5 protein-coding genes are annotated in these 3363 nt (G+C 50.2%); all 5 read left to right on the forward strand.

Features of this window, described 5'->3' with window-relative positions:
- Positions 1 to 188 precede the first annotated feature (188 nt).
- From fliL to fliP, 5 genes are read left to right on the forward strand one after another with little or no spacing between them, the layout of a single operon-like run.
- Entirely contained in the window at positions 189 to 668 is a 480-nt protein-coding gene (fliL, locus tag J5224_RS24230; RefSeq protein ID WP_264627781.1) for a flagellar basal body-associated protein FliL, read from the forward strand.
- A 5-nt stretch (positions 669 to 673) separates the two neighbouring features.
- Positions 674 to 1687 carry a flagellar motor switch protein FliM gene (gene fliM, locus J5224_RS24235; RefSeq protein ID WP_264627782.1) on the forward strand — a complete coding sequence of 338 codons (1014 nt, stop codon included), beginning with the start codon at positions 674 to 676 and terminating at the stop codon, positions 1685 to 1687.
- Positions 1680 to 2090 carry a flagellar motor switch protein FliN gene (gene fliN, locus J5224_RS24240; RefSeq protein ID WP_264627783.1) on the forward strand — a complete coding sequence of 137 codons (411 nt, stop codon included), beginning with the start codon at positions 1680 to 1682 and terminating at the stop codon, positions 2088 to 2090. The genes fliM and fliN overlap by 8 nt, the downstream gene beginning before the upstream one ends.
- Positions 2090 to 2518: a flagellar biosynthetic protein FliO gene (gene fliO, locus J5224_RS24245; RefSeq protein WP_264627784.1), complete on the forward strand. Its 429-nt coding sequence runs from the start codon at positions 2090 to 2092 to the stop codon at positions 2516 to 2518. Before fliN ends, fliO begins: the two co-directional genes overlap by 1 nt.
- Positions 2515 to 3288 carry a flagellar type III secretion system pore protein FliP gene (fliP, locus tag J5224_RS24250; RefSeq protein ID WP_264627785.1) on the forward strand — a complete coding sequence of 258 codons (774 nt, stop codon included), beginning with the start codon at positions 2515 to 2517 and terminating at the stop codon, positions 3286 to 3288. The genes fliO and fliP overlap by 4 nt, the downstream gene beginning before the upstream one ends.
- Positions 3289 to 3363: the final 75 nt, after the last annotated feature.

Consider the following 3363-nt stretch of genomic DNA (forward strand, 5'->3'; position numbering starts at 1 on the left):
AGACCAGTGAGCGGTGTCGATATTTTTGCATAAACATCAGGTAAACGAACAAGTTAGCGCGATTTTTCTGGTTTATTCCTTGTATTGAATGGACGAATAGACCGGATAATCATTAACATCATATATTCATTTAGTGCTGCACAGTATTGGCATTAGATATTGATTAATAACAGGAATTCTCTTTGGCTATGTCTGACATGCAAGCTGGTTCACGGCGTAAGCGATCTATCTGGGTGATACTGCTTATTATCATTGCGCTGGCGGCAACAGGAGCTGCGGGCGTAGCATGGTGGATCTTGTATCACAAATCCTCCTCCACGGAGCAGCAGGTGGCACCACCGCCCCCGGCGCCTGTGTTTATGCCTTTGGACACTTTTACTGTCAATTTGGTCAATGCAGACAACAACCCCGATCGCGTTCTTTATGTCGGTTTCACGTTGCGTCTGTCAGACGAAGAAACCCGAACACGCTTGACGAATTATCTCCCTGAAGTGCGTAGCCGCTTGTTATTGCTGTTGTCGCGCCAGGATGCCATCTCCTTGGCAAACGAGCAGGGCAAGCAGAAGCTGATTGAACAAATCAAGCAAGTGCTTAGTCCCCCACTTGTCCCCGGACAGCCGAATCAGGTCGTTACTGATGTGTTATTCACTGCCTTTATTTTGCGGTAATCCTTATGGGCGATAGCATTCTCTCTCAAGCAGAAATTGACGCATTGCTCAATGGCGGCAGTAGTGATGACGCCAGCAGTGCTGGCACCGCCGCGAAATCGGATGGCGATGTCAAACCTTATGATCCCAATACGCAGCGGCGTGTCGTTCGTGAACGTATGCAAGCGTTGGAGATCATCAATGAACGTTTTGCCCGCCAATTCCGCATGGGGTTGTTCAACCTGTTACGGCGTAGCCCAGATATCACCGTTGGTGCCATTAAAATACAGCCTTACCATGAGTTCGCGCGTAATTTGCCCGTGCCGTCAAACCTTAATCTTATCCACCTGAAACCCTTGCGTGGCACGGCGCTGTTCGTGTTTTCGCCAAGTCTGGTGTTCATTGCAGTGGATAACCTGTTCGGCGGTGACGGACGTTTTCCAACCAAAGTGGAAGGGCGTGAGTTCACCAACACCGAGCAGCGTATTGTGAAACGTATGTTGCGTTTGGCGCTTGATGCCTATGGCGAAGCCTGGAATGCCATCTACAAACTCGACATTGAGTACGTGCGTTCGGAAATGCAGGTAAAATTCACCAATATCACCACATCCCCGAACGATATTGTGGTGACAACGCCTTTTCATGTTGAAATCGGCACACTGTTGGGTGAGTTCAGCATTTGTATTCCCTTCTCGATGATAGAACCGTTGCGCGAAGTGCTGACCAATCCGCCGCTGGAAAACTCCCGCCAAGAAGATAAGAATTGGCGCGAAACGTTAGCCACGCAGGTGCAGCATTCTGAATTGGAGCTGGTGGCCAATTTTGTTGATATTCCGCTGCGGCTTTCCAAGGTATTAAAACTTCAGCCAGGTGATGTGCTGCCTATTGATAAACCCGATCGCATTATTGCACACGTCGATGGTGTTCCGGTTCTGACCAGTCAATATGGCACGCTAAATGGGCAATACGCGTTACGCGTCGAACATTTGATTAACCCTATTTTGAATTCTCTAAATAATGAGGAACAGCCCAATGAGTGACACCAAGCAACCGTCCGACGATAAGGAATCCGTGGACGACCTGTGGGCTGATGCGTTTAACGAGCAACAAGCCGCAGAAAAACCCAGCGCAACGGATAATATCTTCAAAAGCCTGGACCCTACCGATGCACTCGGCAGCTTGCAGGATATTGACCTGATCCTCGATATTCCGGTTAAGCTCACCGTTGAGCTCGGCCGCACCAAGATGACCATTAAAGAACTGCTGCGCTTAACGCAGGGTTCCGTGGTGGCGTTAGATGGGTTGGCGGGTGAACCCTTGGATATTCTGATAAACGGCTATCTGATTGCTCAGGGTGAAGTGGTGGTGGTATCGGATAAATACGGTGTACGTATTACCGATATTATTACGCCTTCTGAGCGGATGCGTCGTTTGAGTCGCTAATGGCCGATACCCAACCACTTGCCCCTGCACCGTCCGCACCGGTTTCTCATGCCACGACGCAGGTTGCCACCGCCCCCTTCCCCGCCAGCACGTTGCTTACCCAAGTAGGCACCGTTCTGGTGGGCGTATTGATGCTCATTGTGGCAATTGCTTGGGTGGTGCGCAAGCTTGGCTTAACCCCTCCTGTCAGACAGAATAAGCTGGTCAAAGTGGTTTCAAGCTGTCAGGTTGGACAGCGTGAACGCGTTGTAGTGGTCGAAATTGAGGATACCTGGCTGGTGCTGGGTGTAACGGCACAACAGATCACGCCGTTGCACACGTTGCCCGCACAAGAAATGGACGACGCGCCTGCTGGCGAGACGGCTATACCGGCCAATTTCCGGCAATTATTAAATAAAGTCATCAAACGTCCGGAAAAATCGGAATGAAAGTGCGTCTTTATGTTCCATCGCTATCAATACTAAAGCGCGGACTGCCGGCATTCGCCGCTGTTCTGGTGCTCTTTACTCCCGCAGTCTGGGCACAGTTGCCGGGAATTATCAGCCAGCCTCTTGCTAATGGTGGTCAGAGTTGGACGTTACCGGTTCAGACGCTGGTCTTCATGACGTCATTGACGTTTATTCCGGCAACTATGCTGATGATGACCTGTTTTACGCGCATTATCATCGTCCTGGGCTTATTGCGTAACGCATTGGGCACCCCTACTGCACCCCCTAACCAGGTGCTGCTAGGGTTAACGCTGTTCCTGACCTTTTTCATCATGTCACCGGTGCTAAACCGGGTTTATGATGAGGCCTATCTGCCGTTCAGTGAAGACAAGATTAGCATGCAAACGGCTATCGAGCGTGGTGCTCAACCTTTACGCGAATTTATGCTGCGCCAGACCCGACAATCCGATCTGGCATTATTTACGCGTCTGGCTCAGATGGGAGAAATTCAGGGTCCAGAAGCGGTTCCAATGCGTGTCCTGGTTCCAGCGTTTGTCACCAGTGAATTGAAAACCGCCTTCCAGATTGGCTTTACCATTTTTATCCCTTTTTTGATTATCGACCTGGTGGTTGCCAGTGTACTGATGGCGCTCGGTATGATGATGGTGCCACCGGCCACCATTTCATTGCCGTTCAAGCTTATGCTGTTTGTGCTGGTCGACGGATGGCAATTGTTGCTCGGTTCACTTGCGCAAAGTTTTTACAGTTAATTCCTACTAAGGTCGCCCGATGACGCCAGAATCCGTAATGGCTTTAGGCTATGAAGCAATGAAGGTCGCACTGGC

The organism is Candidatus Symbiopectobacterium sp. NZEC135, assembly GCF_025962695.1.

Coding starts and splice junctions, on each gene's coding strand:
- fliL (WP_264627781.1), top strand. CDS start 189: ATGTCTGACATGCAAGCTGGTTCACGGCGTAAGCGATCTATCTGGGTG.
- fliO (WP_264627784.1), top strand. CDS start 2,090: ATGGCCGATACCCAACCACTTGCCCCTGCACCGTCCGCACCGGTTTCT.
- fliM (WP_264627782.1), top strand. CDS start 674: ATGGGCGATAGCATTCTCTCTCAAGCAGAAATTGACGCATTGCTCAAT.
- fliP (WP_264627785.1), top strand. CDS start 2,515: ATGAAAGTGCGTCTTTATGTTCCATCGCTATCAATACTAAAGCGCGGA.
- fliN (WP_264627783.1), top strand. CDS start 1,680: ATGAGTGACACCAAGCAACCGTCCGACGATAAGGAATCCGTGGACGAC.